Source organism: Streptomyces sp. CB02959, assembly GCF_002803155.1.
Taxonomy (GTDB): Bacteria; Actinomycetota; Actinomycetes; order Streptomycetales; family Streptomycetaceae; genus Streptomyces.
Map to the genome: position 1 here is coordinate 133764 of NZ_NNBP01000022.1, position 24691 is coordinate 158454.

General features: G+C 74.3%; 21 protein-coding genes. 6 read left to right on the forward strand and 15 right to left on the reverse strand.

What is annotated here, in order from left to right:
* Window positions 1-25: 25 nt before the first annotated feature.
* The 6 genes from CG747_RS31220 to rsmI form a co-directional block, all read right to left on the reverse strand.
* Window positions 26-967, reverse strand: coding sequence for a 4-(cytidine 5'-diphospho)-2-C-methyl-D-erythritol kinase (locus CG747_RS31220; RefSeq protein ID WP_100605207.1), 942 nt, complete (start codon window positions 965-967; stop codon window positions 26-28).
* Window positions 964-1872: a 16S rRNA (adenine(1518)-N(6)/adenine(1519)-N(6))-dimethyltransferase RsmA gene (rsmA, locus tag CG747_RS31225; protein ID WP_100605208.1), complete on the reverse strand. Its 909-nt coding sequence runs from the start codon at window positions 1870-1872 to the stop codon at window positions 964-966. Before rsmA ends, CG747_RS31220 begins: the two co-directional genes overlap by 4 nt.
* The gene (locus tag CG747_RS31230) at window positions 1869-3026 is read right to left on the reverse strand and encodes a resuscitation-promoting factor (RefSeq protein WP_100605209.1); all 1158 of its coding nucleotides are present in this window, start codon (window positions 3024-3026) and stop codon (window positions 1869-1871) included. The genes rsmA and CG747_RS31230 overlap by 4 nt, the downstream gene beginning before the upstream one ends.
* 117 nt (window positions 3027-3143) lie before the next feature.
* Entirely contained in the window at window positions 3144-4019 is an 876-nt protein-coding gene (locus CG747_RS31235; protein WP_100605210.1) for a TatD family hydrolase, read from the reverse strand.
* 33 nt (window positions 4020-4052) lie between these two features.
* A complete protein-coding gene (locus CG747_RS31240) occupies window positions 4053-4514 on the reverse strand; it encodes a hypothetical protein (RefSeq protein WP_100605211.1) in 462 nt (153 codons plus the stop codon).
* A gap of 259 nt (window positions 4515-4773) precedes the next feature.
* The gene (gene rsmI / locus CG747_RS31245) at window positions 4774-5652 is read right to left on the reverse strand and encodes a 16S rRNA (cytidine(1402)-2'-O)-methyltransferase (protein WP_100605212.1); all 879 of its coding nucleotides are present in this window, start codon (window positions 5650-5652) and stop codon (window positions 4774-4776) included.
* A 108-nt stretch (window positions 5653-5760) separates the two neighbouring features.
* Here rsmI and CG747_RS31250 point away from each other — a divergent pair, with 108 nt between their 5' ends.
* The 4 genes from CG747_RS31250 to CG747_RS31260 all read left to right on the forward strand — a co-directional run bounded on the left by CG747_RS31250 (window position 5761) and on the right by CG747_RS31260 (window position 10419).
* A complete protein-coding gene (locus CG747_RS31250) occupies window positions 5761-7500 on the forward strand; it encodes a dolichyl-phosphate-mannose--protein mannosyltransferase (protein WP_100605213.1) in 1740 nt (579 codons plus the stop codon).
* 167 nt (window positions 7501-7667) lie between these two features.
* On the forward strand, window positions 7668-9323 hold the full coding sequence (locus tag CG747_RS31255) for a penicillin-binding transpeptidase domain-containing protein (RefSeq protein WP_100605214.1): 1656 nt from the start codon (window positions 7668-7670) through the stop codon (window positions 9321-9323).
* A gap of 86 nt (window positions 9324-9409) precedes the next feature.
* Window positions 9410-9574, forward strand: a complete 165-nt coding sequence (locus tag CG747_RS49915; protein ID WP_180985772.1) for a hypothetical protein — start codon at window positions 9410-9412, stop codon at window positions 9572-9574.
* Window positions 9571-10419 (forward strand): DMT family transporter, encoded by an 849-nt coding sequence (locus CG747_RS31260; protein ID WP_100605215.1) that lies wholly within the window; start codon window positions 9571-9573, stop codon window positions 10417-10419. The genes CG747_RS49915 and CG747_RS31260 overlap by 4 nt, the downstream gene beginning before the upstream one ends.
* A 184-nt stretch (window positions 10420-10603) precedes the next feature.
* Here the strand turns inward: CG747_RS31260 and CG747_RS31265 are convergent, their stop codons facing one another.
* The 5 genes from CG747_RS31265 to CG747_RS31285 all read right to left on the reverse strand — a co-directional run bounded on the left by CG747_RS31265 (window position 10604) and on the right by CG747_RS31285 (window position 15636).
* Window positions 10604-11386 (reverse strand): SDR family NAD(P)-dependent oxidoreductase, encoded by a 783-nt coding sequence (locus CG747_RS31265; protein WP_100605216.1) that lies wholly within the window; start codon window positions 11384-11386, stop codon window positions 10604-10606.
* A gap of 254 nt (window positions 11387-11640) precedes the next feature.
* Complete coding sequence (locus CG747_RS31270; RefSeq protein WP_100605217.1) at window positions 11641-12828, reverse strand: serine hydrolase domain-containing protein; 1188 nt, start codon at window positions 12826-12828, stop codon at window positions 11641-11643.
* A 147-nt stretch (window positions 12829-12975) separates the two neighbouring features.
* On the reverse strand, window positions 12976-13749 hold the full coding sequence (locus tag CG747_RS31275) for an energy-coupling factor ABC transporter ATP-binding protein (RefSeq protein ID WP_100605218.1): 774 nt from the start codon (window positions 13747-13749) through the stop codon (window positions 12976-12978).
* Window positions 13737-14498 (reverse strand): cobalt ECF transporter T component CbiQ, encoded by a 762-nt coding sequence (cbiQ, locus tag CG747_RS31280; RefSeq protein ID WP_100605219.1) that lies wholly within the window; start codon window positions 14496-14498, stop codon window positions 13737-13739. The genes CG747_RS31275 and cbiQ overlap by 13 nt, the downstream gene beginning before the upstream one ends.
* A gap of 1 nt (window position 14499) precedes the next feature.
* Complete coding sequence (locus CG747_RS31285; RefSeq protein WP_100605220.1) at window positions 14500-15636, reverse strand: energy-coupling factor ABC transporter permease; 1137 nt, start codon at window positions 15634-15636, stop codon at window positions 14500-14502.
* Window positions 15637-15804: 168 nt separating this feature from the next.
* On the opposite strand from CG747_RS31285, the gene CG747_RS31290 reads away from it, so the two are divergent.
* A complete protein-coding gene (locus CG747_RS31290) occupies window positions 15805-17028 on the forward strand; it encodes a cytochrome P450 (RefSeq protein WP_100605221.1) in 1224 nt (407 codons plus the stop codon).
* 199 nt (window positions 17029-17227) lie between these two features.
* On the forward strand, window positions 17228-20614 hold the full coding sequence (locus CG747_RS31295; protein WP_100605267.1) for a S41 family peptidase: 3387 nt from the start codon (window positions 17228-17230) through the stop codon (window positions 20612-20614).
* 214 nt (window positions 20615-20828) lie between these two features.
* On the opposite strand, the gene CG747_RS31300 is transcribed toward CG747_RS31295, so the two are convergent.
* The 4 genes from CG747_RS31300 to CG747_RS31315 form a co-directional block, all read right to left on the reverse strand.
* Window positions 20829-21020 carry a hypothetical protein gene (locus CG747_RS31300; protein ID WP_100605222.1) on the reverse strand — a complete coding sequence of 64 codons (192 nt, stop codon included), beginning with the start codon at window positions 21018-21020 and terminating at the stop codon, window positions 20829-20831.
* Between the two features lie 137 nt (window positions 21021-21157).
* Window positions 21158-22036 (reverse strand): SDR family oxidoreductase, encoded by an 879-nt coding sequence (locus tag CG747_RS31305; RefSeq protein WP_100605223.1) that lies wholly within the window; start codon window positions 22034-22036, stop codon window positions 21158-21160.
* Window positions 22033-22998, reverse strand: a complete 966-nt coding sequence (locus CG747_RS31310; protein WP_100605224.1) for an alpha/beta fold hydrolase — start codon at window positions 22996-22998, stop codon at window positions 22033-22035. Before CG747_RS31310 ends, CG747_RS31305 begins: the two co-directional genes overlap by 4 nt.
* Window positions 22995-24542 (reverse strand): NAD(P)/FAD-dependent oxidoreductase, encoded by a 1548-nt coding sequence (locus CG747_RS31315; RefSeq protein WP_100605225.1) that lies wholly within the window; start codon window positions 24540-24542, stop codon window positions 22995-22997. Before CG747_RS31315 ends, CG747_RS31310 begins: the two co-directional genes overlap by 4 nt.
* Between the last annotated feature and the right edge of the window lie 149 nt (window positions 24543-24691).

The window sequence follows — 24691 nt, forward strand, 5'->3', positions numbered from 1 at the left end:
GCCCGGTGTGGGCCGTGCGGTCCCCCTAGCCCTGGGGCAGGACCGTCGCTCCGGGGGCCGGGCCGGACGTGGTGCGGGCCGTGCGGCAGGTGCCCGAGGCGCGGAGCGCTGCCGCGACCCGTTCGGCGTCCTCGGCGTCCGCCGTCAGGAACGCCGTGGTCGGGCCGGAGCCGGAGACCAGGGCGGCCAGTGCCCCGGCGTCGGTGCCGGCGGCGAGGGTGGCGGCCAGCGACGGGCGGAGGGAGACCGCGGCGGCCTGGAGGTCGTTGCTCATCGACGCGGCCAGGGCGGTGGCGTCGCCGGTGCGCAGGGCGTCCAGGAGGGCCGGGGACGGCTCGGGGTCGGGGATGTCGGCGGTGGTCGCGCCGCGGCCCGAGGCGTCGCGGAGGCGGTCGCACTCCTTGTAGACGGCGGGGGTGGACAGGCCGCCGTCGGCGACCGCGAAGACCCAGTGGAAGGTGCCGCCGACGGGCAGCGGCTCCAGGAGTTCGCCGCGGCCCCGGCCGAGAGCCGCGCCGCCGACCAGGCTGAACGGGACGTCGCTGCCCAACTCGGCGCAGATCGCGAGGAGTTCGTCCTGCGGGGTGGCGGTCCCCCACAGGGCGTCGCAGGCCAGCAGGGCGCCGGCGGCGTCCGCGCTGCCGCCGGCCATGCCGCCGGCGACCGGGATGTCCTTGGCGATGTGCAGGTGGACGTGGGGGTCCAGGCCGTGCCGGGCGGCCAGCGCGCGGGCGGCGCGGGCGGCGAGGTTGGACTCGTCGAGCGGGACCTGGTCGGCGTCGGGGCCGGTGCAGGTGAGCGTCAGGGCGTCGGCGGGGGTGGCGGTGACCTCGTCGTACAGGCCGACGGCGAGGAAGACGTTGGCCAGGTCGTGGAAGCCGTCGGGACGGCGGCCGCCGACCGCGAGCTGGACGTTGACCTTGGCGGGGACGCGGACGGTGACGCCGGGGGCGGCGGGGCGGCTCATCGGGTGGTCTCCTGGTCCGTGGCGCCGGCGAGGGGAACCTTGTTCTCGGCGATGGCGATGAACTCCTCGATCGTCAGCGCCTCGCCGCGCGCCTGCGGCGAGACACCGGCCGCGACCAGGGCCGCTTCGGCGGCCTGTGCCGAGCCCGCCCAGCCTGCGAGGGCGGCCCGCAGCGTCTTGCGGCGCTGGGCGAAGGCGCCGTCGATGACGGCGAAGACCTCTTCCCGGGAGGCCCGGGAGGGCAGCGGTTCGGCGCGGCGGACGAGCGAGACCAGGCCGGACTCGACGTTGGGGGCGGGCCAGAAGACGTTGCGGCCGATCGCGCCGGCCCGCTTGACCTCGGCGTACCAGTTGGCCTTGACCGACGGGACGCCGTAGACCTTGCTGCCGGGGCCGGCGGCGAGCCGGTCGGCGACCTCGGCCTGGACCATGACCAGGGTCCGTTCGATGGTCGGGAACTGCTCCAGCATGTGCAGCAGGACCGGGACCGCGACGTTGTAGGGGAGGTTGGCGACCAGGGCGGTGGGGGCCGGGCCGGGGAGTTCGGTGACGTGCAGGGCGTCGCGGTGGACGAGGGCGAAGCGGTCGGCGCGCTCGGGCAGCCGGGCCGCGACGGTGCCGGGCAGCGCCGCGGCGAGCACGTCGTCGATCTCGACGGCGGTGACCCGGTCGGCGGCCTCCAGCAGCGCCAGGGTCAGCGAGCCCAGGCCCGGACCGACCTCGACGACCACGTCGTCGGGGCGGACCCCCGCGGTCCGGACGATCCGGCGGACGGTGTTGGCGTCGATGACGAAGTTCTGGCCGCGCTGTTTGGTGGGGCGTACGCCCAGCGCGGCGGCCAGTTCCCGGACATCGGCGGGGCCCAGCAGCGGGCCGGTTTCGTCAGTGGTCTTGCGGTCGCTCACCCGTGAAGCTTACGGCCGCAGACCGGCCAGGGGCTCGCGCCCCGTGTGACGTAGAGCTTCTTGGCCCGGAAGGTCTGCTCTTCGGCGGGTGCGTCCTGGGGGCGGCCGGCGCCGCCGAGCCGGCGCCAGGTGCCGACGTCGAACTGGTAGAGCCCGCCGTAGGTGCCCGAGGCGTCGACCGCGTCCGGGCGGCCGCCGGCCTCGCACCGGGCGAGCGCGTCCCAGGAGAGTCCGTCGGCGCCGCGGACGGAGGTGGGCAGCATCTGGGTGCCGACGTGGATGATCTGCGGGAGGGGGCGGCGGAGCGTCTCGGCCGCGACCTTGCGGGGTTTGCGGTGCACCCCGTTGACGGTGTCGCGGCGGTAGGTGACGCGCCGCAGGCCGGGGACGCCGGGGCGGACCACCGCCTCGGTGCCGCGGGGCAGCGCCGGGTCGGGCCGCTTGACGGTGCGGAAGGGGACGGTCTCCTCGCGGACTTCCGTGGTGCCGGTGATCCGCAGGACGGAGACGGTCTGGCCGTCGCGGGGGTAACTGTCCGGCGGTACGGAGGTGGTGTCGCGGTCGCGCAGGGCCAGCCCGGCCTGGGCGAGGGCCTCGCGGACGGTCGCGGCGTTGGTGCGAATGCGGTACTCGCGGCCGTCGGCGACGAAGACCAGGGTGCGTTCGGTGCGGACGTGCAGTTCCAGGCCGTGCCGGCCGATGTGCTGGGAGCGGGCGGTGGAGAGGTAGGCGCCCTCGGCGCGGACGCCGAGTTGGTGCAGCGCGCCGGCGACGGTGTCGGCGGTGGTCCACACCTGGCGGCGCTGCCCGTCGAGGGTGAGCATGACCGGTCGGCCGTGGCGGACCACGATCTCGTCGCCGCTGGTCAGGTCGGTGCCGGGGGTGGGGGCGACGATGTCGTGGGCGCCGATGGCAAGGTCCTGGTCGGCGAGGAGTTCGTCGACGTCGTCGGCGAAGGTGTGCAGGGTGCGGGGGTCCCCGTCGACGCTGAGCTTGACGGCCTTGTCGTGCGCGACGAAGGCGGTGGTGCCGCCGGCGAGGAACGCGACGACCAGGGCGCGGGGCAGCAGCCGGCGCAGTTGTTCGGGGGCGGCGGTGCGCCGGCGGCGGCCGCGGCCGCGCCCGGAGCGGGGGCCGCTCTGTGAAGGACTCACACTGCACCTGCCACGGGTGTCGTCCGGTAACCGGTCAAGCGCGGAATGTAGCGGAGTGCGGGCGGCGGGCCCAACTCGCCGCGGTGGTGCGGGGTGGCCGGACGGGTCCCGGTGGCGTCAGTAGTCGAACGCGCGGGCGGTGTTGGCGGCTACGGCCGAGGCCAGTGCGTCCTCCGTCATGTCCTTGACCTCGGCCATGGCGCGCAGGGTGTGCGGAATGAGGTAGGGGGCGTTGGCCCGTCCGCGGTACGGCGCGGGGGTGAGGAACGGCGCGTCGGTCTCGACGAGCACCAGTTCGGGCGGGGCGACGGCGAGGGCGTCGCGGAGCGGCTGGGCGTTCTTGAAGGTGACGTTGCCGGCGAAGGACATGAAGTAGCCGGCCGCGGCGCAGATCTCGGCCATCGCGGCGTCGCCGGAGTAGCAGTGGAAGACGACCCGGTCGGGCGCGCCCTCCTCGCGCAGGATGCGCAGCACGTCGTCGTGGGCCTCCCGGTCGTGGATGACCAGGGCCTTGCCGCGCCGCTTGGCGATCTCGATGTGGGCGCGGAAGGAGCGCTGCTGGGCGGCGGTGCCGTCGGGGCCGGTGCGGAAGTAGTCCAGGCCGGTCTCGCCGACGCCGCGGACCTCGGGGCGGGCGGCGAGCGCGTCGATCTCGGTGAGCGCGTCGTCGAGGGCGGCGTCGCCGCCGGCCGTCCGGGCGCCCTGCCGGGACCAGCCGTCGGGGTCGCCGAGGACGATCCGGGGTGCTTCGTTGGGGTGCAGGGCGACGGCGGCGTGCACGCTGTCGTGGGCGGCGGCGGTGTCCGCGGCCCAGCGGGAGCCGGCCAGGTCGCAGCCCACCTGGACGAGGGTGGTCACACCGACGGAGGCGGCCTTGGCCAGCGCCGCCTCGACGGTGGTGTCCTGCATGTCCAGGTGGGTGTGCGAGTCCGCGACCGGTACCCGGAGGGGTTCCGGCAGCGGCGGCGGGGTGTCGTTGTCCTGCTTGCCCATGGCCGCGATCCTACGAGGACCGCGGCCGGCGCCTCACTTGCGGTGGTGCTGGAAGGGGTGCAGCAGGTCGGAGAGGTGCCAGTGGTGCCGCTCGGGTGCGGCGCCGCCGCCGTCCTCGCGGGGGCCGGCGCCCTCCTGGCGGGAGGTCTTCTTGTGGTGCGGGCGCTGGTGCAGGTGCGCGATCGCGTCGGAGACCATCGAGACCTGACCGGAGCGCATGATGCGGACGACGTGGCCGCCGCAGTTGAGGCATGTGGGGTGGGTCAGGGGGGACGGGACGCGCTCGTCGTCCGCGTAGTAGACGGCGTGCGTGACGCCCTTGGCATCCACCTGGTGCTCGATCTCGTAGGCCTGCTCCCAGCCGTGGCCGCAGCTCATGCAGCAGAAGGCGTAGGCCTCGTGGGCGGCGGGCTCGGACGGTCGGGGGTGGGGCGGGACGGGGCTCGCGGGTGCCGCGCCAGGGATGCCGGCGGTGGTCTTCGTGATGTCGCTCATGTGCGCTCCTCTTGTCCGCTGGACAAGCTCTCCGGGGACGGGAGGTCCCGGTTCCCAGGGAACGCCTTTCGCGGCCGGAACGCAGCCGAGCTGCTACCTATTGGCCCAGATTTGGCAGGTCGTAGGAAAAACGCACCGCAGGACGGCTGATCGCTTTACCTTCGATGCCGTCCGTTTACCTTCTTACAGGTCGGTTCAGGGCTCTGGGCTGGGGTTTTGTGCTCTCCCGAGCGGTTTGACGCTCACCCGGGCGGGCCGCTCACCCCTTCCCGGCCGCGTCCCGCCCGGCATCCCGCTCGGCGTTCTTCGCCGCCACGACCGCGTCGAAGACCTCCCGCTTGGGCAGCCCGGCGTCCGCCGCCACCGCCGCGATCGCCTCCTTGCGGCGCTCCCCGGCCTCCTCGCGCACCCGCACCCGGCGCACCAGCTCCGCGGCGTCCAGCTCCGCCGGCCCGGTCTCCGGAGCGCCCTCGACGACCACGGTGATCTCCCCGCGGACGCCCTCGGCGGCCCACGCCGCCAGCTCGCCCAGACCGCCGCGCCGGACCTCCTCGTACGTCTTGGTCAGCTCCCGGCAGACGGCGGCCCGGCGATCCGCGCCGAACACCTCGGCCATCGCGGCGAGGGTGTCGTCCAGGCGGTGCGGGGCCTCGAAGTAGACCAGGGTGCGCCGCTCCCCGGCGCTCTCCCGGAGCCGGGACAGCCGCTCCCCCGCCTTACGGGGCAGGAAGCCCTCGAAGCAGAACCGGTCCACCGGCAGCCCCGACACCGCGAGCGCGGTGAGCACCGCACTCGGACCGGGCACCGCGGTGACCTTGATGCCGCGCTCGACGGCCGCGGCCACCAGCCGGTAGCCCGGGTCGGAGACCGACGGCATCCCGGCGTCGGTGACGAGCAGCACCCGCGCCCCACCGGACAGCGCGTCCGCCAGCTCGGGCGTCCGGGCCGCCTCGTTGCCCTCGAAGTACGACACCACCCGGCCGGCCGGCTGGACGTCCAGCGCCTGGGTGAGCCGGCGCAGCCGCCGGGTGTCCTCGGCCGCGATCACGTCGGCGGCGGCCAACTCGGCGGCGAGCCGCGGCGGGGCGTCCGCGACGTCGCCGATGGGCGTCCCTGCAAGTACCAGCGTTCCAGTCACGCCCCCATCCTCCCAGCCCCGCGCCGGGCGCCCGGCCGGGCACCGGGCCGGAGACGCGCGGCACCCCCCGGCGCCGCAGGCCCCCGCCGCACAGACCGCTTCCCTACGATGGGCCGGGTGACGAGTGACACCACCGCGACGCACACGGCCGCCCTGCGCACCCCGGAGCCGACCGACCGGCCCCCCGCGTGGCAGCGGCGGCTGCGCCGGTTCGGGTACGCCGGCCGCCCCGAGGCCGACGTCCGCACGCGGCTGGTGGCGCCGTTCCCCGAGCCGGACGGGCGGGTGTGGGCGCTGCTCGGCGCCGGACCCGGCCTGGCGCCGCGGCTCGCGCGCTGGTCGGGCTGGATCGGGCCGCTGCTGGTGACGCTGTTCACGGGCGTGCTGACGTTCTGGAACCTCGGCAGCCCGCGGAAGGTGATATTCGACGAGACGTACTACCCCAAGGACGCCTGGTCGCTGCTCCAGTACGGCTACGAGGGCACCTGGGCGAAGAACGCCAACGACGCCCTGCTGGCCCATCACCCGCAGATCCTGCTCTCGCCGGAGCACTCGTACGTCGTCCATCCGCCGATGGGCAAGTGGCTGATCGCGCTGGGCGAGTGGGCGTTCGGGATGAACCCCTTCGGCTGGCGGTTCATGACCGCGCTGCTCGGCACCCTGTCGGTGCTGCTGGTCTGCCGCATCGGGCGGCGGCTGCTGCGCTCGACGGCCCTGGGCTGCCTGGCCGGCGGACTGCTGGCGGTCGACGGCCTGCACTTCGTGATGAGCCGCACCGCGCTGCTCGACCTGATCGTGATGTTCTGGGTGCTGGCCGGCTTCGGCTGCCTGCTGGTGGACCGGGACCGCACCCGGGCCCGGCTGGCGGCGGCGCTGCCCCTCGGCCCGGCCGGGGTGGCCCGGCCGGACGGCGAGGTCGGCGACCGGCTGCGGCTGGGCTGGCGGCCCTGGCGGATCGCGGCCGGGCTGTGCCTGGGCCTGTCGGCGGCGACGAAGTGGAACGGCCTGTACTTCCTGGCGGCGTTCGCGCTGATGTCGGTGCTGTGGGACATGGGGGCGCGGCGCACGGCCGGCGCCCGGCACCCGTTCCGGTCGGTGCTGCGGCGCGACGCGCTGCCCGCGTTCGGCGCCACGGTCGTGGTGGCGCTCGCCACGTACCTGGCGTCCTGGAGCGGCTGGATCGCCACCAAGGGCGGCTACTACCGCGACTGGGCCACCACCCCCGAGGGCCGGCACGGCTCCTTCACCTGGCTGCCGGACTGGCTGCGCAGCCTGTGGCACTACCAGACCGAGGTCTACGCCTTCCACACCGGCCTGACCACCCCGCACACCTACATGTCCAACCCGTGGAGCTGGCTGGTGCTGGGCCGCCCGGTCTCGTACTTCTACGAGGACCCCAAGGCCGGGCAGGACGGCTGCGCCGCCGCCGAGGGCTGCGCCCGCGAGGTGCTGGCGCTGGGCACCCCGCTGCTGTGGTGGGCGGCCTGCTTCGCGCTGCTGTACGTGCTGTGGCGGTGGCTGTTCCGGCGGGACTGGCGGGCCGGGGCGATCGCCTGCGGCGTCGCGGCCGGCTACCTGCCGTGGTTCCTCTACCAGGAGCGGACCATCTTCCTCTTCTACGCGGTGGTCTTCGTGCCGTTCCTGTGCCTGGCGCTGGCGATGATGATCGGCGCGATCATCGGTCCGCCGGGGGCCGCCGAGCGGCGGCGCACCATCGGCGCGGTCGGCGCGGGTGTCCTGGTTCTGCTGATCGTGTGGAATTTCATCTACTTCTATCCCCTCTATACGGGTCTGCCGATTCCGAAGAGCGCCTGGCACAACCGGATGTGGTTCGACAGCTGGGTCTGAGCCCGCTCCGGGCGGCCGAATGTGACGAAGCCGTCACCACGGTTCGACAGCGTGTCACCGGACCGTGCCCGGATCGAGACTCACCACGTGCCCGTGTCCCTTAGAGTGCGATGGGCGTTCTTGGGTGCGTACTCAAGGCATCAAGCTCCTGGGAGGGGATCGGTGGCATGCGCCGCGAGGTGAAGTACGGACTGATCGGCGGGTCGGTGGCCCTGGTGATGGGCGTCGTCGGCGGCTTCACGCTGTTCGGCGGCTCGGACGACGGGGCCCCGCAGGCGGTCAGGTCGGCGGATGCCAAATCGGGCGACGGCGGCTCCTCGGTGCCCTCCGGCCCGCTGACCGCCAAGGAAGTGAACACCACCGCGCAGACCTTCCTGACCGCCTGGCAGTCCGGGGACGTCGCGAAGGCCGCCGCGCTGACCGACGCGCCGGACGCCGCCCGCACCGCCCTGACCTCCTTCGCCCAGCAGGCGAAGTTCTCCAAGGTGGCGCTGAAGCCGGGCACCCCGGCCGGCGACAAGGTGCCGTACACGGTCACCACCGAGATCGACTACAAGGCCGCCAAGACCCCGTTCTCGTACGGCAGCGCGGTGACCCTCCAGCGCGACAAGGCCACCGGGAAGCCGCAGATCGCCTGGCAGCCGTCGGCGCTCTACCCGGGCCTGGCCAAGGGCGACGAACTGCGCACCGGCGAGGCCGAGGCGCCGCCGATCAAGGCGGTGGACCGCAACGGCGTCGAGCTGACCGCCAAGGACCACCCGACGCTGGCCGGGGTGCTGGACAGCCTGCGCACCAAGTACGGCAACAAGACCGACGGCAAGCCGGGCGTGGAGCTGTACATCCACCGCGCCAAGTCCGCCGACAGCAACAAGCAGCAGCCCGACAAGACGCTGAAGGTGCTCTCCAAGGGCACCCCGGGCACCCTGCACACGACGCTGGACGCCAAGCTCCAGAGCGCGGCCGAGAACGCCGTCAAGGGCAAGAAGTCGGCGTCCGCGGCGGCCGTCAAGCCCAGCACCGGGGAGATCCTGGCGCTCGCCAACTCCCCCGCGGACGGTTTCAACGTCGCCACCCAGGGGTCGCTGGCACCCGGTTCGACGATGAAGATCGTCACCTCCGCGCTGCTGATGGACAAGGGACTGACGGCGCCGGACAAGAAGAACCCGTGCCCGAAGTTCGTCACGGTCGGCGGCTGGAAGTTCCAGAACCTCAACAAGTCCGAGATCCCCGACGGCACCTTCGCGCAGAGCTTCGCGGCGTCCTGCAACAACGCCTTCATCGGGCACGCCAAGGACCTCGGCAACGACGACCTGACCAACGAGGCCCGGGACGTCTTCGGCATCGGGCTGAACTGGGCGACCGGCATCCCCACCTTCGACGGCACCGTCCCGGTGCAGCAGGACGCCCAGATGGCGGCCTCGCTGATCGGCCAGGGCGGGGTCAGGATGAACCCGCTGAACGTCGCCTCGATCGCCGCCACCGCCCAGTCCGGCGGGTTCCACCAGCCGTACATCGTCGCCGCGTCGCTGGACAACCGGACGTTCGCCAAGGCCGCGCGCACCATGAAGCCGGACACCGCGTCCAACCTCAAGGCGCTGATGAAGCTGACCGCGACCTCCGGGACGGGCGCCGAGGCGATGCAGGGGATCAGCGGCGACATCGGTGCCAAGACCGGTTCCGCCGAGGTCGACAACCAGGACAAGCCCAACGCCTGGTTCGCCGCCTACCGCGACGACCTGGCGGCCGCCGCGGTCGTCCCGGCCAGTGGACACGGCGGCACCAACGCCGGCCCGCTGGTCCGCGCCATCCTCACCGCCAACTGAGGCACGCGGGCGCCCCCTTCACCCGGGGTGTCCGGCCTCCGGATCTCGTTCGCATGGCCCGTACAGCTTTCGCTAGCGTGCGGGCCATGAGCGATTCCGCGACCGACAGCCCGCCGCCCGCCACGACCGCCCAGGCCCACCCCCGCTTCGCCGAGGCCCTCGCCGCGCACCCCGCCTTCCCGCTCGCCCCGCGGACCCGGTCCGCGCACGCCGGGACCCGGCCGGCAGACGTCCGCGAGCAGACCTCGTGACGCCGCTGGTCGTGGCGGCCGTGCTGCTGGCCGCCGTCACCCACGCCAGCTGGAACGCCATCGCCCACGGGATACGCGACCAGTTGCTGGCCTTCACCCTGGTCGGCGGCGGCGGAGCGCTGTGCGGCGCCGTCATGGCGTGCTTCACCCCGCTGCCGGCGGCCGCCGCCTGGCCGTACCTGCTGGGCTCCGCGGTGCTGCACATCGTCTACCAGGGGCTGCTGATGCAGTCGTTCCGGCTGGGCGACTTCGGCCAGATGTATCCGATCGCCCGGGGCACCGCGCCGCTGGTCGTCACCGTCCTCGCCGCGGTCTTCGTACACGAGGTGCCGGACGGCTGGGCGCTGGCCGGGGTCGCGCTGGCCTCCGCGGGACTGGTGGGGCTGGCGGTCTGGGGCATCCGGGGCTCCGGCGCCCGCCCGCACTGGCCGGCGATAGCGGCCGCGCTCGCCACCGGCCTGTCCATCGCCTCGTACACCACCGTCGACGGCCTGGGCGTCCGGGCCTCGGGGACCTCGCTGGGCTACATCGCCTGGCTGATGATCCTCGAAGGGCTGGTCATCCCGGCATACGCACTGGCCACCCGGCGCGGCCGACTCGGCGCCGAACTCCGGCCGTTCGCGCTGCGCGGGCTGGCCGGCGGGCTGCTCTCGGTGTTCGCGTACGGGCTGGTGCTGTGGGCGCAGACCCGCGCGCCGCTGGCGCCCATCGCGGCGCTGCGCGAATCGTCGATCATCGTCGGGGCCGCCATCGGGACGCTGTTCTTCAAGGAGCGGTTCGGGCTGCCGCGGTTGGCGGCGGCGGGGTTGATGGTGGCGGGGATCGGCCTGATGCTGGCCGGCTGACGCCGGGGGGCCACGGTTTTAGCTGCGCCTGGATTTGGCTGGCCTACGTTTTCGGCCTTCCCGCCGTGGGGCGTCTGTTGTTTCGCCTTCGGCGGGAGGGGGGTTCGGGGCGGGGGCCCGGGTTGTCTGTGGTGGCGGGTCCGGGGGTTCGGGGGTGGGGCCCCGCCCCGGTGGGGGTGAATGTTCAAGCGTCGTGCAGGGCTTGGCGAACTGTGGTGTTGGCGACCAGGATGCCGCCGTCGACGGGGAGGGTCGTGCCGGTGACCCAGGCGGCGTCGGGGGAGGCGAGGTAGGCGACGGCGGCCGCGATGTCGTCGGGGCGGCCGACCCGGCCCAGCGGGTAGAGGGCCGCCACCCGCTTCAGCTTGTCCTCGTGGCCGGCCCACCTGGGGGTGTGGATGGTGCCCGGTGCGACGAGGTTGACGCGGACGCCTCGGGGGGCGGCGTGGCCGGAGAGGGTGCGGGTCAGGCTGGCCAGGCCGGCCTTGGCGGCGCTGTAGGCGTGGTTGCCGAAGTCCTGGATGCCGTTGACCGAGCCGATGTTGACGATCGAGCCGCGGCCGTCGGCGGCGGCCAGGTGCGGCAGCGCGGCCCGCGCGCAGCGCATGGCGCCGGTCAGGGTGAGGTCGAGGTCGGCGGCCCAGGTGTCGTCCGGGGTGTCCTCGAAGAGGGGGACGTCGGGGTGGCAGCCGAAGGCGTTGTTGACGAGGGTGTCCAGGCCGCCGAAGCGTTCCACCGCGTGGTCGACGGACGCCTCGACCGCGGCCCGGTCGCCGACGTCGCAGACCCCTGCCTCGGCGGCGCCGCCGGCCGCCCGGATGGCCTGCGCGGCCCGTTCGGCGCGCGGCCCGTCGATGTCGGTGAGCAGCACCCGGGCGCCCTCGTCGGCCAGCCGCCGCGCGGTGGCCTCGCCGATGCCCTGCCCGGCCCCGGTGATCAGTACGCGGTATCCCTCGAATCGCCTCATGGGCGGATACCTACCCCCCGACCCGAGGCTTTCTCTTCCCCAACTCCCCACCGGGGCGGCGACCTTCCGCATACGTGAGGGTCCGGGGGCTCTGGGGTGGGTTGTCGGACGTAAAGCGAAGCAGTCCGACAACCCACCCCGGAGCCCCCGGGCCCGCCACCACACACGAACCGGGGCCCCGCCCCGAACGCCCCTCCCGCCGAAGGCGAAACAACAACAGCCCCACGGCGGGACAGCAGAAAACGTGGGAAAAATCAGCCGCCCACGGCGGCCAGCGCGTGGACCAGTGCCTGCGCCCGCGGGTCCGCCGTCACGTTCGGCTGCATGCCGTTGGTGACGTAGCCGAAGGCGATCCCGCTCTCCGGGTCGGCGAAGGCGAGCGCGCCGCCGCGGCCGGGGTGGCCGAACGAGCCGGGGCCGAGCAGCGGGGAGGACGGGCCGTGCAGCATGAAGCCCAGGCCGAAGCGGGTGTTGACGAGGAGGGTGCGGTCGGGTCCGGCGGACTCCTCGGTGCGGGCGAGGGTCAGCGTCGCCGGTGCGAAGAGCCGCGGGCGGCCGTCGACCGGCCCGATCAGCGCCGCGTAGGCGCGGGCCAGCGCGTCCGCGGTGGCGATGCCGGCGGAGGCGGGGAGTTCGGCGGCGCGGTAGGCGTCGTCGTTCTCGTCGGGGGCCGGGGAGATCGCGCCGAAGGCGCGGCTGGTCAGGGAGGCCGGGTCGGCGTACGCGTCGGCGACCGCCTTCTTGGGGCGGACCCGCAGGCCGGCGGCGGCGGGCCGGGGCGGGGCCTCGACGGGGGCGAGGCGGCCGACGCGGGGGCGGGCCTCGTCCGGGAGGCCGATCCACAGGTCGAGGTCGAGCGGCCGGGATATCTCGTCGGCGACCCAGGCGCCGAGGGTGCGGCCGGTGACCCGCAGCACCAGTTCGCCCAGCAGCCAGCTGTAGGTCTGGGCGTGGTAGCCGTGGTCGGTGCCGGGCGTCCAGGCGGGGGCCTGGGCGGCGACCGCGGCCGGGCCGCTGCGCCCGTCGATGGCCTGGGCGGGGGTGAGCGGGGTGTCCAGGGCCGGTACGCCGGCCCGGTGCGCGAGGAGGTGGCGGACCAGGACGCGGTCCTTGCCGGCGGCCTTGAACTCGGGCCAGTAGGTGCCGACCGGGGCGTCCAGGTCGAGCTGGCCGCGCTGGTGCAGCAGGAGCGGAACGGTGGCGGCGATGCCCTTGGTGGCGGAGCGGACGATCTGGGCGGTGCCGGGCTCCCAGGGGGCGGCCGCGGGGTCGCCGGGCTCGGCGTCGCCGTCCCTGGTGCCGCCCCACAGGTCGACGATCTTGCGGCCGTCCCGGTAGACGGCGACCGCCGCTCCACGCTCGCCGCGCTCGGCGAAGTTGGCTGCGAAGGCGTCCCGGACCGGCTCGAAGCCGTCCTCGACCGTGCCCTGGACGTCCACCACTGAATCCCGCTTCCCACTCTTCCGTCGCTTTGGTGACCCATCAATGGTGCAACGGCCGGATCCATGCTCATGACCAGGGGCGCCGCCAGGGCCCGGGGCCGTGGCGTTCCTCACATCCGGCCGTGGGGCGGGCCGGGTCGGGTCCGGTCAGCCGGGGAGGGTCACCGAGCGCGGGTCGAAGCCGAACGGCAGCTCCAGGCGGTGGCCGCGCATCAGCTCCTCGTCGCACAGCAGCTCCTGGGTGGTGCCGTCGGCGACGATCACGCCGCCGGAGAGCACCACGGACCGCGGGCACAGCTCCAGGGCGTACGGCAGGTCGTGGGTGACCATCAGGACGGTGACGTCCAACGACCTCAGGATGTCGGCGAGTTCGCGGCGGGAGGCCGGGTCGAGGTTGGAGGACGGTTCGTCGAGGACGAGGATCTCGGGGCGCATGGCGAGGACGGTGGCGACGGCGACCCGGCGGCGCTGGCCGAAGGAGAGGTGGTGCGGCGGGCGGTCGGCGAAGGCGGTCATGCCGACCCGGTCCAGGGCCTCGGTGACCCGGGCGTCGAGCTCGGCGCCGCGCAGTCCGGCGGCGGCCGGGCCGAAGGCGACGTCCTCCCGGACGGTCGGCATGAACAGCTGGTCGTCGGGGTCCTGGAAGACGATGCCGACCCGGCGCCGGATCTCGGCGAGGTGCCGTTTGGCGACCGGGAGGCCGGCGACGGTGACCGAACCGGCGCCGGCTTCGAGGATCCCGTTGAGGTGCAGGACGAGGGTGGTCTTGCCGGCGCCGTTGGGGCCGAGCAGGGCGACCCGTTCGCCGCGCTGGAGGGTCAGGTCGACGCCGAACAGGGCCTGGTGGCCGTCGGGGTAGGCGTAGGCGAGGCCGGCGACGGCGAGCGAGGGGGCGGGGGCGGTGGTACTCACAGGGTCCATCCCAGGAGGCAGACGGCCAGCGCGGCGAGCGGGAGGGCGGCCGCGCGGGTCCATTGGGTGCGGGTGGCGGTGGTGGCGTCGTGGAGGGGCATGGTGCCGGTGTAGCCGCGGCTGACCATGGCCAGGTGGACGCGTTCGCCGCGCTCGTAGGAGCGGATGAAGAGGGCGCCGGCGGACTTGGCGAGGACGCCCCAGTGGCGGATGCCGCGGGCCTCGAAGCCGCGGGAGAGCCGGGCGATCCGCATGCGCCGCATCTCGTCGGTGATCACATCGCCGTAGCGGATCATGAAGGAGGCGATCTGGACCAGCAGCGGCGGCATCTTCAGGCGCTGGAGGCCGAGCAGCAGCTGCCGGAGCTCGGTGGTGGCGGCCAGCAGGACGGAGGCGGCGACGCCCAGCGTGCCCTTGGCGAGGATGTTCCAGGCGCCCCACAGGCCGCCCACGCTCAGGTCCAGTCCCAGGACGTGGGTGCGCGGGCCCTCGGCGACGAACGGCATCAGCACCGCGAACGCCACGAACGGCACCTCGATCAGCAGCCGCTTGAGCAGGAACCCGGCCGGGATCCGGGCGGCCGCGGCGACCGCCGCCAGCAGCACCGCGTACAGCGCGAACGCCCAGACCGCGGCGCGCGGGGTGGCGACGACGACCAGGACGAAGCAGAAGACGGCCGCGATCTTGCAGTGCGCCGGGAGGGCGTGGACCGGGGAGCGGCCGTCCCGGTACAGCTTGTGGGCGTGACCTGCGCCCATGTCAGCCCTGCTCGGCGGGGGCGTCGGCGGCGGGGGTGCCCGCCGGGGCCGCGGCGGCGGCCTTGCGGCGGCGCAGCACGACGAAGACGCCGGTGCCGACGGCGAGCGTGGCGGCGACCCCGATGACGCCGGCCAGTCCGCCGGCCAGCCGCGGGTTCGCGATGTCCTTGACGCTGTAGTCGGCGAGCGGGGAGTCGGCGGTGGCGTGCTGCTCGGTCCTGGTGTCCAGGCCCTTGTCGTGGGCGACCTTCTCCAGGCCGTCGGGGCTGCTGGAGGCGTAGTAGCTGAGGCCGCCGGCGCACAGCAGGGCGGCGGCCAGGCCGGCGAGCCAGAGCCGGCGGGCCGAGCGGCGGGGAGCGGCGGGCGCGGTGGCAGAGGCGGGGGCGGGCTCCGGGGCGTCGGCGGCGGGGGCGGCCGGGGCGGTCGCGGCCAGCGGGGAGGTGCGCAGTTCCAGCGGCCGGGCCAGGCCGCGGGCGCCGTAGACCAGGTCGGGGCGGACCGCGATCACGGCGCCGACGGTGAGTGCGGTGATCACCGCCTCGCCGATGCCGATCAGTACGTGCACCCCGACCATGGCGGTGAAGACCTTGCCGATCGGCACGTCGGTGGTGCCGCCCAGGGCGTAGAGGGCGGTGAAGCAGACCGCGGCGGCGGGCACCGAGAGCAGGGCGGCGGCGAACGAGGCGACGGTGACCGAGCGGCGGCTGCGCGGCAGCACCTTCACCAGCAGGCGGAAGACGCCGTAGGCGACGACGGTGGTGGTCAGTGCCATGTCGGAGATGTTGATGCCGAGTGCGGTCAGCCCGCCGTCGGCGAACAGCACGCCCTGCATCAGCAGCACCACGGACACGCACAGCACGCCGGTGTACGGGCCGACGAGGATCGCCGCGAGGGCGCCGCCGAGCAGGTGTCCGCTGGTGCCCGCGGCGACCGGGAAGTTCAGCATCTGCACGGCGAAGATGAACGCGGCGACCAGCCCGGCGAGCGGCGCGGTGCGGTCCGCGCCGGTGCCGCCGCCCGTCCCGGTGCCCGCCAGTTCACGCCGGGCGCCGCGCAGGCTGACCGCGACCGCGGCCGCGGCGACCGCACCGGCCGCCGCCGACACCGGCGCGTTGATGAATCCGTCGGGTACGTGCATCTTCAGGCTTCTTTCGCTTCCGTCTCTGCAACCCGACGATGATGTGGGTCCTGCAACTAAGTTGCAAGAGCGCCCGCGATGCGGGCCGTCCCGCCCGCCGCCCGCGCACCCCCGTCCGCCCCCGCGTCGCCATTGACTCCTGCGCCCCGCTCCCCCACCCTCCCGGCCATGGCAGCCCAGGAAGCACCCCAGGCCCCGCCCTCCGGTCCCGCCGGGTTCACCCCGTGCGCCGGGGAGAGCTGGCGCGCCCCGTGGGAGATGTACGCGGCCCTGCGGGACTCCCGTCCCCTGCACCATGTCGCCGACGGCGACTACTGGGTCCTCTCCCGCTACGCGGACGTGCTCGCGGCCGCCCGCGACACCGCGCGGTTCTCCTCCGCCGGCGGCCTCACCTTCGTCTACGGCGAGCGGGAGCGGCTCGGCATCACCGACGCCGCCCCGATGGTGATGCTGGACCCGCCCGAGCACACCGACTTCCGGCGGCTGATCACCCGCGGCTACACCCCGCGCCGGGTGACCGCCATCGAGCCGGACGTGCGCGCCTTCGTCCGGGCCCGGCTGGACCGCATCGCCGGTCTGCGCGGCGGCTGCGACATCGTCGCGGAGCTGTTCAAGCCGCTGCCCAGCTTCGTCGTCGGCCGCTACCTCGGGGTGCCGGAGGCGGACCGGTCCCGCTTCGACGGCTGGACGCAGGCCATCGTGGAGGCCAACGCGCTGGGCGACCCGCTGACCGCGACCGAGGCGGTGGGCGGGCTGTTCGGCTACTTCGCGGAACTGGTCGAGCGGCGGCGCGCCGAACCGGCCGACGACACCGTCTCCGACCTGGTCCGGCTGCTGCCGCCGGGCGACGACACCGCGCTGCTGCGGATCCTCGGCTTCGCCTTCACCATGGTCGCCGGCGGCAACGACACCACCACCGGCCTGCTGGGCGGTGCCGCGGAACTCCTCGCCGCCGACCCGGGCCAGCGCCGCACCCTGCTCGACACGCCCGCCCGGCTGCCGGCCGCCGTCGAGGAACTGCTCCGGCTGACCTCCCCGGTCCAGTGCCTGGCCCGCACCGTCACCGCCGACACCACGCTGCACGGCCGCACCGTCCCGGCCGGCCGCAAGGTGCTGCTGCTGTACGGCGCCGCCAACCGCGACCCCCGCGCGTTCGGCCCGGACGCCGACCGCCTGGACATCACCCGGGACGGGCCCCAGCACCTCGCCTTCACCCACGGCCCGCACCACTGCCTGGGGGCCGCCGCGGCCCGGCTGGTCGCCCGGATCGCGCTGGAGGAACTCCTGGCCCGCTTCCCGGACTTCGCGGTGGACGCGGCCGGCGGCACCTTCGCGGGCGGCCACTACGTGCGGCGGTACGCGTCGCTGCCGTTCGACACCGGCCGCACGTGACCGTCCTCGGTTCGCGGGCGGGGCGCGGGCGGGGCGGAGCGGGGCCGTCCGGACAGGCCGAGTTGCCGCCCGCCCGCGGCGCCGAAACCATGGGGGCGTGAGCGATGCACCCGAGGCCGCCGGGCCGCTCCCGGGGCCGAACGACGCGCAACCCGCGGACGCCGCGGAAGGGGCCGCCCCGCGCGGCCGGCTGCGCCGCGTGCCGACCGGGCCCGGCCGACCACCCGGGTCGTATCTGCGGTATCCGCACCTCCACGGCGACCTGCTGTGCTTCGCCGCCGAGGACGACCTGTGGCTGGCGCCGCTCGCGCCGGACGGGGCGGAGCCGGGCCGGGCCTGGCGGCTGACCGTGGACCGGACCCGGGTCGGGCATCCGCGGTTCTCCCCCGACGGCACGCGGATCGCCTTCACCAGCTGGCGCAGCCTGGACCCGGAGGTCCACCTGGTGTCCGTGGAGGGCGGCCCGGCCCGGCGGCTGACGTACTGGGGCAGTACCGACGCCCGGGTCTGCGGCTGGACGCCGCCGGACCACGAGGGGCAGTCGCAGATCCTCGCGGTGTCCTCGCACGGCCAGCCGTTCTCGTACTACTCGTGGGCGTACAGCCTGCCCACCGACGGGAGCCCCGGCGGCCAGCTGCCCTGGGGGCCGGTCGCCGACATCGCGCTGGCCGACCTCGACGGGGAGCGGCGGACCCTGCTGCTCAGCGGCAAACCGCCGCACGAGCCGGCGTCCTGGAAGCGGTACCGGGGCGGGGCGATGGGGCGGATGTGGCTGCACGGCACCCGGCTGCTGCCGGATCTGCGCGGGCATCTGGACGCGGTGATGTTCACCGCCGGCCGGATCGCCTTCCTCTCCGACCACGAGGGCGTCGGCAACGTCTACTCGTGCCGCCCCGACGGCACGGATCTGCGCCGGCACAGCGACCACCCCGACTTCTACGCCCGGCACGCCTCGACCGACGGCTCCCGGATCGTCTACCAGTGCGCCGGCGACCTGTGGCTGATCGACGACCTGGCCCCGGACGCGGTGCCGCGGAAGCTCGCGGTGCGGCTGGGCGGTCCGCGGGCCGGCCGCCGCAGCTACCAGGTGCCGGCCGCCTCGCACGTCACCGGCCTGGCGGTGGACGCCACCGGGCGGGCCAGCGCGGTCGGCGTCCGCGGCAGTCTGTACTGGCTCACCCACCGCGACGGCCCGGCCCGGACCATCCACGACACCCCGGGGGTGCGGGTGCGGCTGCCGGTGATGCTGGGCGCCACCGGGCGGATCGCGTATGTGACGGACGCCGAGGGCGAGGACGCCGTCGAGATCACCAACCTGCCGCGGGCCAGCGGTCCGGGCACCCCGCGCCGGGTGGCGGCCGGGGCGGTGGGCCGGGTGCACGAACTGGTCTCCGCGCCGGACGGCGAGCGGCTGGCGGTGGCCACCCACGACGGGCGGCTGCTGCTGGTGGAGACCGGCACGCCGGGGGCGGCCGGTGCGCAGGAGGAGGCCGCGGAGGGTGCGGCCGGCCCCGGCGGCGAAACGGACGGCGGAACGGACGGCGGCTCGGACCGCGGACCTGCCCAGGTGGTCACCGAGGTGACCCGGTCCCGCAACGGCCCGGTCCGCGATCTGGCCTTCTCCCCCGACTCCCGCTGGCTGACCTGGTCGCACCCGGGCATCGGCCGCACACTGCGGATGATCAAGATGGCCCGGCTGTCCGACGGGCACATCGTCGAGGTCACCAACGGCCGCTTCGAGGACGAGCAGCCGGTGTTCACCCGGGACGGCCGGTACCTCGCCTTCCTGTCCTGGCGCGGTTTCGACCCGGTCTACGACGTGCACACCGGCGACCTGTCGTTCCCGCTGGGCTGCCGCCCCTACCTCGTGCCGCTGTCGTCGGCGACGCCGTCCCCGTTCGCGCTGTCCCCGGAGGGGCGGCCGGCGGCCGGCGGGCTGGACCCGGACGAGAACCCCCCAACCGGGGAGGGTCCGGTGCTGGTGGAGGTGGAGGGGCTGGCGAGCCGCGTCACGCCGTTCCCGGTCTCCGCGTCCAAGTACTCCTCGCTCCGGCCGGTCGGCGGCGGCGGCCTGGTGTGGCTGCGCTGGCCGATCTCCGGCGCGCTGGGCGAGACCTTCGCCAACCCGGCCGACACCTCCGGCCGCCCCACCCTGGAGCACTTCGACCTGACCAAGGCCCGGCGCACCGAACTCACCAGCTCCCTGGACGGGTTCGCGCTCAGCGGCGACGGCACCCGGCTGGTCGTCAACGACGAGGGCGAGCTGCGCGCGGTGCCCGCGACCGAGCCGGCGGACAGCGACAGCACCGTCTACCTGGACCTGCGGCGGATCCTGCACGACGTGGATCCGGAGGCGGAGTGGCGGCAGGCGTTCGACGAGGCGGGCCGGATCGTCCGGGCGTACTTCTGGGACCCGAAGCTGTCCGGGATCGACTGGGAGGACGTGCTGGCGCAGTACCGGCCGCTGCTGGAACGGGTCGCCAGCCCCGACGAGTTCGCCGACCTGCTGCGCGAGGTGCTGGGCGAGCTGGGCACCTCGCACGCCTACGTCACCGGCGCCCGCCGCAACGAGGGACCGCCGCACTACCAGCGCCCGATCGGGCTGCTCGGCGCCAACTTCGTGCGCAGGGACGGCCACTGGGTGGTCAAGCGGATCCTGCCCGGCGAGTCCTCGGACTCCAAGGCCCGTTCGCCACTGGCCGGTACGGGCATCCGCGACGGCAGCGCGCTCACCCACGTCGACGGGCGCCCCGTGGACCCGGTGACCGGCCCGTACCCGCTGCTGGCCGCGGCCGGCGGGACGACCGTGGAGCTGACCTTCGCCCCGCCGGAGGGCGCGGGCAACGGCCACGCCCGGCGGGTCGCGGTGGTCCCGCTGATCGACGAGCGGCCGCTGCGCTACCAGGACTGGGTGGCCAAACGGCGGGCCGTGGTGCGGACGTTGAGCGACGGCCGGTGCGGCTATCTGCACATCCCCGACATGGGCGGTTCGGGCTGGGCGCAGTTCAACCGCGACCTGCGGCGGGAGGTCGCGATGCCCGCACTGGTCGTGGACGTCCGCGGCAACGCCGGCGGCAACATCTCCGAGCTGGTCATCGAGAAGCTGACCCGGACCATCATGGGCTGGGACCTGACCCGGGACGCCGAGCCGGTGTCGTACACCAGCAACGCGCCGCGCGGTCCGGTGGTCGCGCTCGCCGACGAGATGACCTCGTCCGACGGGGACATGATCACCGCGGCGTTCAAGCTCCAGGGAATCGGGCCGGTGGTCGGCACCCGGACCTGGGGCGGAGTGGTCGGCATGACCGGCCGGCACCGGCTCGGCGACGGCACCCAGATCACCGTCCCGATGAACGCCGCGTGGTTCCACCTCTACGGCTGGGGCGTGGAGAACCACGGCGTCGAGGTCGACATCGAGGCGCTGCGCTCGCCGCTGCACTGGGCGGAGGGCCGGCACCCGCAGCTCGGCGTCGCGGTGCGCACCGCACTGGAACTCTTGGACCGCCATCCCGCGGCGGCCCCGCCGGACCTCTCCGACGTCCCGGACCGGCGGCGGCCCCCGCTCCCGCCGCGCGGCACCGCGTAACGGCGCGGCACCGCACCACTCCCAACCGCCGGGCGGGGCGCTCCCGTTGGGCCCGGCCGAGGTCGGGTCCGACGGGAGCGCCCCGCCGGACGGCACACCGGAAAAGACGGACACCGAAAAGGCGCACCCGGGTTCTCCGGATGCGCCTCTCCGCGAAAGGACGAACGACCCGCGTTCAGGACGTCAAACGCCCGTCACTCCGGACGCCAGGGCGTCAGCTCTGGTAACGGTCCTCGACGTCGTCCAGCGCCCGCTGGCCGCGCTCGCGCGCCTGCTGGCCGCGCTCCGGGGACTGCTTGCCGCGCTCCGGGGACTGCTTGCCGCGCTCCTGGCCCTGCTGGGCCCGCCGCTTGGCCTCGTCCTTGAGCTGCTGCGCCTTGTCCTTGAACTGGTCTTCGATGCCCATGCTGTTCACTCCTGTGGGGGTGTTGGGGATCGGGCTCGATAAGCGTGACACGAACCGACATCCGTCGCATTTCGATCACAATCGGGCACTCTCCGTGGCCGGCTCCGGGCCCGCCCGGGCCGCCGCCCCCAGCCCCGCTACCCGTTCAGCCGGGCCTTCTCGTCCGCCTCGCCGCCCGCGCCGACCAGCCCGGGCCGGAACCCGTCGAGCCGGTCCCCGAACCGCCGCATCTCGCGCTGCCCCACCGTCCCGATGAGCGACGGCAGATAACCGCGCACCGACTGCATGCCGCGCAGCCACCACTGCCCGTAGACGTGCGGGGAGCGGCGCTCGATGCCGGCCACGATGCGGTCCACGGCGGGGCCCAGCGGATAGGTCTTGTTGGACGGCCAGGGCAGCCGGGACCTCAACTCCCGCATCAGGTCCTCCCGGTCGGCGCCCCGCACCATGTCGGTGTCGGTCCAGCTCAGGTACCCCACCCCGACCCGGACGCCCTTGAAGCCGACCTCCGCGCGCAGGCTGTGCGCGAACGCCTCCACACCCGACTTGGAGGCGCAGTACGCGCTCATCATCGGCGCCGGCGTGAGCGCGGCGAGCGAGGCGATCTGGAGGAAGTAGCCGCGGGACGCCATCAGCACCGGCAGGAACGCCCGCGCGGTGACCGCGCCGCCGATCAGGTTGACCTCGATGACCCGCCGCCAGGCCACCGGGTCGGAGTCCAGGAGCGGACCGCCGGTCGCCACCCCGGCGTTGGCGACCACCACGTCGACCTTGCCGAAGCGGAGCTTGACCTCCTCGGCGACCGCGGCCATCGCCTCGTGGTCGGTGACGTCGGCGTGCCAGTGGTGGGCCGGTCCGTGCAACGAGGCCGCGACCTCGCGCAGTTCGTCGGGCTCCAGGCCGACCAGCGCCAGGGTCGCCCCGCGCGCCGACAGCTTGCGCGCCAGCAGTGCGCCGACGCCGCGCGCCGCGCCGGTGACGACCACGACCTGGCCGTCGAGCTTGCTTCCGTTCACGCCGTCTTCTCCTTCTTCTGCCGGGCCGACCGCGCGCCCCGGGGGGCCGGGGCGGTGGCCAGATGGTCGCGGACGAGTTCCCGCAGGCACCCGGCGACCGCGTCCGGGTCCTCGATCGGGGTCATGTGGCCGAGCCCGGGAAGTTCGGTCAGCCCCGCGCACTGCGGGAGGACGGAGGCCAGCCGGCGGGCGTGCACGAGGGGGGTGAGCCGGTCCGCGGTGCCCGCGAGGACCGCGGTCGGCACCTCCAACCGGCTGACACCACGGGTGAGTTGGAGCTCGTACAGCACATGGCCCCAGCGGGCGCGGACGCCCGGCGGGCAGGCGTGCACGATCCGCGCGCACGCCTCGATCTGCTCGGCGCTCGATCCGGCGCCCATCGTGGCGTACCGCAGGGCCCACTTGGCGGGCGGGGAGACCGGGCCGAGCGGGGCGCGGGAGCCCAGCAGCAGCCGGTGCGCCAGGCGGCGGCCGCCGGGGGTGGGCAGCGGGAACACCCGGGACTCGGCGGCCAGGTCGGCGCTGCCGGTGCTGCACAGCAGGGCCGCCGCGGCGCGGGCGCGCAGCTCGGGCCGCTCGGCGGCGGCCATGATCGTCATGCCGCCCATGGAGTGCCCGCCGATGACGGCCCGTTCACCGGGAGCGAGGGTCTGCTCCAGGACGGCGACCAGGTCGTCGGCGAGCGCGCGGGTGCTGTGGCCGGCGGGCGGGACGGCCGGGCTGCGCCCGTGCCCCCGCTGGTCGTAGACCACCACCTGGTGGGTGTCGGCCAGTTCCCGGACGACCGGCGCCCAGAAGGCGGTCGAGCAGGTCCAGCCGTGCGCCAGGACCACCGTCGGGGCGCCCTCGGGCCCGTGCAGCTCGGCGTGCAGCCGGGACCCGTCGGCGGAGGTGACGTCCAGCGCCCTACGGGGCACCGGCGGGGCGTAGCGGCCCCGGGTGAGGTGTGCCGGCCGCTTCACGCCGCCACCTCCTCGGTGGCCGCCCGGCCGGTGCCGGCCTGGGCCGGTTCGCCGTCGGGTTCCCTCTTCGGGGGCCGGATCACCTGGTACTCGGCGAGGTCCACCTGCCGGGTCTGCCGGCGGAACTCCGCGGTGGTGCCGGGCCAGGCGGTGGTGTTCCGCCCGTTGGCGTCGAGGTACCAGCTGTCGCAGCCGCCGGTGTTCCAGACCGTGCGCGTCATCCGCTGCTGGACGGTGCGGGTCCACGCGTCGACGGCGGACCGGCGGGCGTCCAGGGCGATCCGGTCGCCGAGCACGTCCAGCTGGCGCATGAAGTCGACGAGGTAGTTCAGCTGCGACTCGATCATCAGGATCATCGAGCTGTTCCCGAGGCCGGTGTTGGGCCCGATGATGGTGAGGAAGTTGGGGAAACCGGCCGCGCTGGTGCCGCGCAGCCCCTCCATGCCGTCCTTCCACTCCTCGGCGAGGGTGGTGCCGTGGGCCCCGACGACCCGCTGGGCGATCGGCATGTCCGTGACGTGGAAGCCGGTCCCGAAGATGACCGCGTCCACCTCGGCCTCGCTGCCGTCCGCCGCGACCAGGACGTTGCCCCGGATCTCGCGCAGTCCGGAGGTCACCACGTCCACGTTGGGCCGGGCCAGCGCCGGGTACCAGGTGTTCGACAGCAGGATCCGCTTGCAGCCGATGCGGTAGTCGGGGGTCAGCCGGGCCTGCAACGCCGGGTCCTTGATCGCCTTGCGCAGGTGCGACTTGGCCAGGGTCTCGACCAGCCCCAGCTCACCGGGCCGCTTGGTGAACGCGCTGACCTGCAACTCCCTTATGCCCCACAGGAGTTGGCGACGCAGCTGGCGGGTGGCGGGCACCTTGGTGTGCAGCCACCGCTCCACCCCGGTGATCCGCCGGTCGGCCCGCGGCATCACCCACGGCGGGGTCCGCTGGAACACCGTCAACGCGCCGACCTGCGGCTGGATCGCCGGCACGATCTGGATCGCGGAGGCCCCGGTGCCGACCATGGCGACCCGCTTGCCCCGCAGGTCGTAGTCGTGGTCCCAGCGCGACGAGTGGAAGACCTTGCCGGGGAAGTCCGCGAGGCCGGGGATGTCGGGGATCTGCGGATCGGAGAGCGGACCGGTGGCCGACACCACCACGTCGGCGGTGAGCGGCCCCTGCGCGGTGTCGATCTCCCACCACAACTCCTGGGTGTTCCACCGCAGTTGGCGCACCTCGGCGTTGAAGCGGAGGTGCGGCCGCAGCCCGAACGTGTCCGCCACCCGCTCCAGGTACGCCCGGATGTGCCGCTGCCCGCTGAAGTTGCGCGGCCATTCCGGATTGGGCGCGAAGGAGAACGAGTACAGGTGCGAGGGCACGTCGCAGGCGCACCCCGGATAGCTGTTGTCCCGCCAGGTGCCCCCCACCGAGTCCGCCCGCTCCAGGACCACGAAGTCGGTGATCCCGGCGCGCCGTAGCCGTACGGCGGCGCCCAGGCCGCCGAACCCCGATCCGATCACCGCCACTCGCACATGCCGCTGCCCGTCGTCGGCCATGCCGCCACCTCTCGAAGTCGACGCTCCACCGTCCCGCAATCGCGCCAGCAATCACTGGCACGATTGGCACGGTTGGAGCGTAGGACAGTCCCGTACCGAGCGGTAGGGGTTCGGCGGCAGGAAGTTACCTCCGGTCACGGAGGACACCC

What these genes read in the sequence shown, in the direction of transcription:
- CG747_RS31220 (WP_100605207.1), bottom strand. Translation starts at nt 967, where the DNA reads ATGAGCCGCCCCGCCGCCCCCGGCGTCACCGTCCGCGTCCCCGCCAAG.
- CG747_RS31240 (WP_100605211.1), bottom strand. Translation starts at nt 4,514, where the DNA reads ATGAGCGACATCACGAAGACCACCGCCGGCATCCCTGGCGCGGCACCC.
- CG747_RS49915 (WP_180985772.1), top strand. Translation starts at nt 9,410, where the DNA reads ATGAGCGATTCCGCGACCGACAGCCCGCCGCCCGCCACGACCGCCCAG.
- CG747_RS31285 (WP_100605220.1), bottom strand. Translation starts at nt 15,636, where the DNA reads ATGCACGTACCCGACGGATTCATCAACGCGCCGGTGTCGGCGGCGGCC.
- CG747_RS31275 (WP_100605218.1), bottom strand. Translation starts at nt 13,749, where the DNA reads ATGGACCCTGTGAGTACCACCGCCCCCGCCCCCTCGCTCGCCGTCGCC.
- CG747_RS31255 (WP_100605214.1), top strand. Translation starts at nt 7,668, where the DNA reads ATGCGCCGCGAGGTGAAGTACGGACTGATCGGCGGGTCGGTGGCCCTG.
- CG747_RS31235 (WP_100605210.1), bottom strand. Translation starts at nt 4,019, where the DNA reads ATGGGCAAGCAGGACAACGACACCCCGCCGCCGCTGCCGGAACCCCTC.
- CG747_RS31265 (WP_100605216.1), bottom strand. Translation starts at nt 11,386, where the DNA reads ATGAGGCGATTCGAGGGATACCGCGTACTGATCACCGGGGCCGGGCAG.
- CG747_RS31290 (WP_100605221.1), top strand. Translation starts at nt 15,805, where the DNA reads ATGGCAGCCCAGGAAGCACCCCAGGCCCCGCCCTCCGGTCCCGCCGGG.
- cbiQ (WP_100605219.1), bottom strand. Translation starts at nt 14,498, where the DNA reads ATGGGCGCAGGTCACGCCCACAAGCTGTACCGGGACGGCCGCTCCCCG.
- CG747_RS31315 (WP_100605225.1), bottom strand. Translation starts at nt 24,542, where the DNA reads ATGGCCGACGACGGGCAGCGGCATGTGCGAGTGGCGGTGATCGGATCG.
- CG747_RS31250 (WP_100605213.1), top strand. Translation starts at nt 5,761, where the DNA reads ATGGGCCGGGTGACGAGTGACACCACCGCGACGCACACGGCCGCCCTG.
- CG747_RS31300 (WP_100605222.1), bottom strand. Translation starts at nt 21,020, where the DNA reads ATGGGCATCGAAGACCAGTTCAAGGACAAGGCGCAGCAGCTCAAGGAC.